Below are 5,409 nucleotides of genomic sequence, written 5' to 3' on the forward strand. Positions count from 1 at the left end.
GATATACTCAATACAAGCAAGGGGATAGAGGTGAAACGATGAAACAAAGAGAAATTTTGATTTTAACCGGAAGATTTGGCATGGGACATTGCTGCGTGGCAGAGGCGATTCGGCAGCAGCTGGTCAAGATGGACAGCGAGATTTCCGTTCGCGTGGTAGATTTGATCGAGGAGCTGTTTCCTAACAGCAGCACAATGATTTATCACAGCTTTGCACAGATGGTAAATCATTGCCCTAGTGTGTATAATCAGCTCAATAAAATGGCGGGAAAATGCAATACATTCATGCAGATTTGGGTCGCAGAAAAGATGAAACGGTTGCTAAATGGCGTGGAGACCGTTGTATCTACATTCCCGATGTGTTCTCAATTTGCAGCAGCATATAAACAAAAATATCATACATCCCTAAAGATATATACATACATCACAGACATTGGCGCGCAGGACGAATGGATTGTTTCCGGCACAGATTTGTATTTTGTCGGTGCGGAGGATACCAAGCTGGAATTGATGGTCAGAGGCGTTCCGGCGCAGAGTATACATGTTTGCGGCATTCCGGTTCGACAAGACTTTCTCTATCCGGCACAAGACATGCGCAAAAAACAAACGGAAATTTTGCTCATGGGCGGCGGACTGGGACTTCTTCCGTCCGTCGATGCCTGCCTTTCTGCACTGGAACAGTGCAAAACCGTGCACGTTACGGTCATTACCGGCAAGAATTACGCCTTGTACAGCAAACTGCGCGCACAATATCCGAATATCACTGTCGTTGGATATACCGAACAGGTGGCGCACTACATGCAGCAGGCGGATTTGCTGGTGACAAAATCCGGCGGCGCGACGACATTTGAAGCGATATACAGCGAGACACCGCTGTATATTTTGCAGCCGTTTTTGATGCAGGAATTCGCCAATGCGCAATTTATCGAACAGCATCAGATTGGCTGTGTGGCAGGGAAAAAGACCCAAACCATTCCACAAGATATATTGGGATTGGCACAGGATGTGCAGCGGCTGCACACGATGAAGCAACACATGAAGCAGCTGAAACACAGCTGGGAAGCTGTTTGTCCTGCTATGATTTATGGACAGAGAGAAGGGCAGGCGGTATTGTGAAAACGTGGTATTTCCTTGGTGCCTGCACAGCTGTACTGGCATATAGCATTGTTCCTACGTATACGGCAAAGTTCCTGCATCGTGTGCGCCGCGAGCACGGCGGCAAAACCTTGTATTTGACCTTTGATGATGGACCGGATTTATTGTATACGCCGCAATTGCTGCGTCTGCTTGCGCGATATGACATCAAGGCCAGCTTTTTTGTCGTGGCGCAATTCGCCGCACAGAATCCGGCTATCATTCAGCGAATGCAGGACGAGGGACATTTGGTCGGTGTCCATGGATTGGTACATAAAAATGGAATGCTGCAAATGCCATGGCAGGCATACAGCGATTTTCAAAAAGCACGGCAGATCATGCAGCATTTGGGTGTCAATATCCAATATTTTCGTCCGCCATGGGGACATTGGAATGTGGTATCCGCCTGCCAAATGTATCGCTGCGGGATGAAACCGATGCTGTGGGATGTCATGGCACAGGACTGGAGCGCGTCAGAAACTGCCGAAAGCATTGAAAAGAAACTGCTGCAGCGCACGACAGGAGGCAGTATCATTTGCCTGCACGATGGACGCGGCAAGGATGATGCACCGGCGCGAACGATTGCGGCATTGCGCAAGACGATTCCACAGTGGCTGGAACAGGGATACCGATTTGATACGGTGGATCATTATGGAAAATAAATTGACAGGAAAACAAATGGCAGGAAATTTACTTCTGTTTGTCGGTCTAATTGCCATTACCTTTTATTTTTTGCTGCGCGGACAAGATCCGAGAGAGCTTTGGCAGGCGGTGCGCAGTGCAAGATTGTCGTTTATCGGCATCGCGGTTGGATGCATGTGTGTATTCTTACTCAGCGAAGGAATCGCTACATGGCAATGCCTGCGCTTATTTGGCTGCCGCAGGTCGTTAAGCAGAAATATTTTTTATGCGTTGGTAGGCTTTTTCTTTAGCTCTGTCACGCCGTCTGCCAGCGGCGGCCAGCCGATGCAGCTGTATTACATGCATCGAGATACCATCGCCGTTCCGACGGCAACCTTGGCATTGCTGGTGCAGTTTTCGGTTTTTCAATGCGTCACGATTGCCTTTGCAGCGATTGGATTTGGAACCCAGTATGCACTGCTGGTACAGGAGGGCGGCGCGTTTCGATATGCCTTTCTGCTCGGCACAGCGATCAATGCAGTGCTGCTTGTCATCACGCTGGCGATTATTTTTTCTAAGCGGGCGAGTGAAAGTATCTTATGCTTGGTTGTACGGCTGTTGACGCTGATACGCTATAAAAAGGTCGAACAGATTCGGCAGCAGCTGACGGAACAATTGGAGCTGTATCATCGCGGCACGCAGTATTTGCGTCAGAATACGCATATTTTATGCCGTGTTGTCGGCATTACCATCGTGCAGACCGTTGCATTTTACACGATTCCGTGTTGGATTGCTATGGCGTTGTATCCGTCAATGGGGCATTCATTTTTTGCGATTGCAGCGATGGAAGCGGTTTTGTATGTCAGCGTGTCTGCTCTGCCGCTGCCCGGTTCTATCGGTGCCAGCGAAGGCGCTTTTTTGCTGCTGTTTCGTGCCTTTATTCCGGGGGCAGCACTGCACAATGCGATGCTGCTCAGCCGCGGCGTCAGTTTTTACTTGTTTGTCGCAGGAAGCGGATGCTCAATCGCTCTGCATCATTTGTTTGAGCGGGCAAAAACAGCTCGAAAGCAAATACAATAATAACAGCCCTTTTCCTGAATGGGGAGAAGGGCTGTTTGGCGTATTGGCGTATGAAAGTTACATGCACTCCATGAGAATCGTATAGATTTCCTCGCGGCTGAGTTCGCGTGGATTGCTGTGAATGATGTTGCACGTGTCAGCGACATGGCGCAGCAGCTCTGGTGTGATCTCGGTCTTGGACTGTAATTCATGCATGGTTGTCGGCAAACCACAAGCTCGAATGAGTTCAGACAGCGCGTCAATACCTTCCTCTGCTGTGTCCTTGCCAAAGACTTCCTTAGCGAACCGAGCAAATTTTTCCGGTGCATCGTTGAGGATATGACGATAGTATGCCGGATGAATGACGGCAAGTCCCTGACCGTGATTGCAGTCGGTGTATGCGCCGAGCTGATGCTCCATTTGATGCGCTTGGAAATCCGTCAGTCTGCCGCACTTGAGGATGCCGTTTTCTGCCATGGCAGAATCCCACATCAAATTGCTGCGTGCCTGCATGTCGTTGATGTCTGCGATGAGGCGGCGCATGTTCACGACAGTGTTTTTCATGACAGCGAGAGCAACGTCGTCAGATACGTTGTCTTGATCGGAATTGCCGAGATAGGTTTCCATGGCATGGCTCAGGGTGTCAAAGGCACCGGACAGTACCTGCATCGGCGGCACCGACTTGGTGTACTGCGGATCCAAAACAGAAAAATCAGCGCTGACTGCAAAAATCGGGCCCTTCCACAGCTTTTCTTCATAGGTAATGACAGCACCGGCGTTCATTTCTGCGCCTGTGCCGGACGCTGTGACGACAGCGGCGAGCGGGATACCGGATGTCGGGAATTTGCCTGCTTCATATTCCATGCTCCAAATATCTTCGTCCAGCACGGCCTGTGCGGATACAACCTTGCAGCAGTCGATGACGGAACCGCCGCCGACAGCGAGAATGAGATCGACACCGTGCTCTCGGACGAGGGCAGCACCTTCCTGCACCTTGGCATAGGTTGGATTCGGCATGATGCCGGAGAAATCGACAACGGTCTTTCCGGCAGCTTCCAGCAGCGAGCGAATCTCGTCATAAATGCCGTTGCGCTTGACAGAGCCGCCGCCGTATGCCAGCATAACCGTGCTGCCATATTTGTTCAGTTCTGCATCCAATGCCTGTTTGGCGCTTCCTTCGCCAAAATATACTTTTACCGGATAGGAATACGTAAATGCTTGCATAATATATACCTCCTGCTGATTAACGGATAAAGTTTGTTGGTTGGAACGGCTCCTGTTCCGGAAGACCGTAGGTTTCTTTTCCCAAGGCGATGCTACGCATGAGGAAGGTCATGTTGCGGGCAAGCGTACGCATTCCCTGCAAGCCTTCTGCATCCTGTGCGGCTTCACCGAGTTCTCTGCCATGCACACTGTTCCAGTACTGTCCGGAGGCGACCGGCATACCGGAAATCGTAAAGAACTTATTCAGTTCATCAAAGGTAGAAGAAAGACCGCCGCGGCGTGCAACAACGACGGATGCGCCGACTTTCATTGTCTTGTCAAAATGGGTGCTGAAAAACAGGCGGGTCAGAAAGGCAACCAGCGTTGCATTGGCGGAGGCAAAATATACCGGACTGCCAATGACAAGACCATCACAGTGTTCAAATTTTTCAGCAGCTGCATTCACCGCATCATCAAAGACGCAGGCGCCTGTTTCTGCACATTTTCGACAGGCGATACATCCGCGGATGTCTTGGTTGCCGATGTGAAGAATCTCGGTCTGGACACCTTCTTTTTCAAAGATTTTTTCCATCTCGTGCAGTGCGATGTAGGTATTGCCCTTCGCGTGTGGGCTTCCGTTGATGAGTAAAACGTTCATACAAATTCTCCAATCTTGCGTTTATCGATAATTTACGCTATACTTATTATAGATTGCGGTAGTAACTATCGGTCAAGAGCTTTTTGAGAAAAATAGAGGTTTTTTTATGATATATACAATGATGCAGGTGTGCAAGGAAACAAATATGACCTATCAGACGCTGAAATTTTACTGTAACGAAGGTCTCGTGCCGCATGTCAAGCGAGACAAGAACAATCGGCGCATTTTTGATGAGCATGATGTTCGATGGATTAAAGACTTGGTATGTCTGAAAAAGTGCGGCATGAGCATTCAGGAGATGAGAACCTATCTTTCTCTGTGCTTGGAGGGAGAGAAAACCATCACGCAGAGAAAAGAACTGCTTGCTAAAAAGCAAGAGGAGCTGCGCCATGCCATCGAAGAGCTGGAAGAAAGTGTGGCATATATCGACTGGAAACAGAATTTTTACGATGAAGTGCTGTCCGGAAAGAAGCCGTATATCAGCAATTTGATTCCCGTTGATGCTCCGGATGCAGAGTAATTTTACATGCGAGATACTGTGTAATTTGTTTGTAAGTCGTGCGTAAGATCTTGCGCAAACGCATTGACTTTTTCCTGCGTATGGGGCAAAATAGGGGAGAACAAAAGAGAAGAGATACAGGAGGTGATAGGTATGTTCCAGATTCGGGACTATTCTCATTGCGAGCCGGATGTACCGGATATTGATGATCTGATCTTCGGTGATGAGCAGCCGCA

The 5,409-nt window shown here is 49.1% G+C and carries 6 protein-coding genes; 4 read left to right on the top strand and 2 right to left on the bottom strand.

The genetic code is table 11. From position 1 onward, the window contains the following. Positions 1-38 precede the first annotated feature (38 nt). Genes ACR0P9_RS07100 through ACR0P9_RS07110 form a run of 3 tightly spaced genes read left to right on the top strand, consistent with a single transcriptional unit; the run spans position 39 to position 2,834 of the window. On the top strand, positions 39-1,115 hold the full coding sequence (locus ACR0P9_RS07100; protein ID WP_432618680.1) for an MGDG synthase family glycosyltransferase: 1,077 nt from the start codon (positions 39-41) through the stop codon (positions 1,113-1,115). Further along, complete coding sequence (locus ACR0P9_RS07105) at positions 1,112-1,795, top strand: polysaccharide deacetylase family protein (RefSeq protein WP_432618682.1); 684 nt, start codon at positions 1,112-1,114, stop codon at positions 1,793-1,795. Before ACR0P9_RS07100 ends, ACR0P9_RS07105 begins: the two co-directional genes overlap by 4 nt. Then, positions 1,785-2,834, top strand: a complete 1,050-nt coding sequence (locus ACR0P9_RS07110; protein WP_432618684.1) for a lysylphosphatidylglycerol synthase transmembrane domain-containing protein — start codon at positions 1,785-1,787, stop codon at positions 2,832-2,834. Before ACR0P9_RS07105 ends, ACR0P9_RS07110 begins: the two co-directional genes overlap by 11 nt. 57 nt (positions 2,835-2,891) lie before the next feature. Here the strand turns inward: ACR0P9_RS07110 and ACR0P9_RS07115 are convergent, their stop codons facing one another. Together ACR0P9_RS07115 and ACR0P9_RS07120 are read right to left on the bottom strand one after the other, a co-directional pair. After that, entirely contained in the window at positions 2,892-4,037 is a 1,146-nt protein-coding gene (locus tag ACR0P9_RS07115; RefSeq protein WP_432618686.1) for an iron-containing alcohol dehydrogenase, read from the bottom strand. A 19-nt stretch (positions 4,038-4,056) separates the two neighbouring features. Beyond that, the gene (locus ACR0P9_RS07120; RefSeq protein ID WP_432618688.1) at positions 4,057-4,674 is read right to left on the bottom strand and encodes a flavodoxin family protein; all 618 of its coding nucleotides are present in this window, start codon (positions 4,672-4,674) and stop codon (positions 4,057-4,059) included. Positions 4,675-4,780: 106 nt separating this feature from the next. On the opposite strand from ACR0P9_RS07120, the gene ACR0P9_RS07125 reads away from it, so the two are divergent. Beyond that, entirely contained in the window at positions 4,781-5,194 is a 414-nt protein-coding gene (locus ACR0P9_RS07125) for a MerR family transcriptional regulator (RefSeq protein WP_432618690.1), read from the top strand. The last annotated feature ends 215 nt before the right edge of the window (positions 5,195-5,409 follow it).

This window comes from Butyricicoccus sp. (assembly GCF_050872565.1).
GTDB lineage: Bacteria > Bacillota > Clostridia > Oscillospirales > Butyricicoccaceae > Butyricicoccus_A.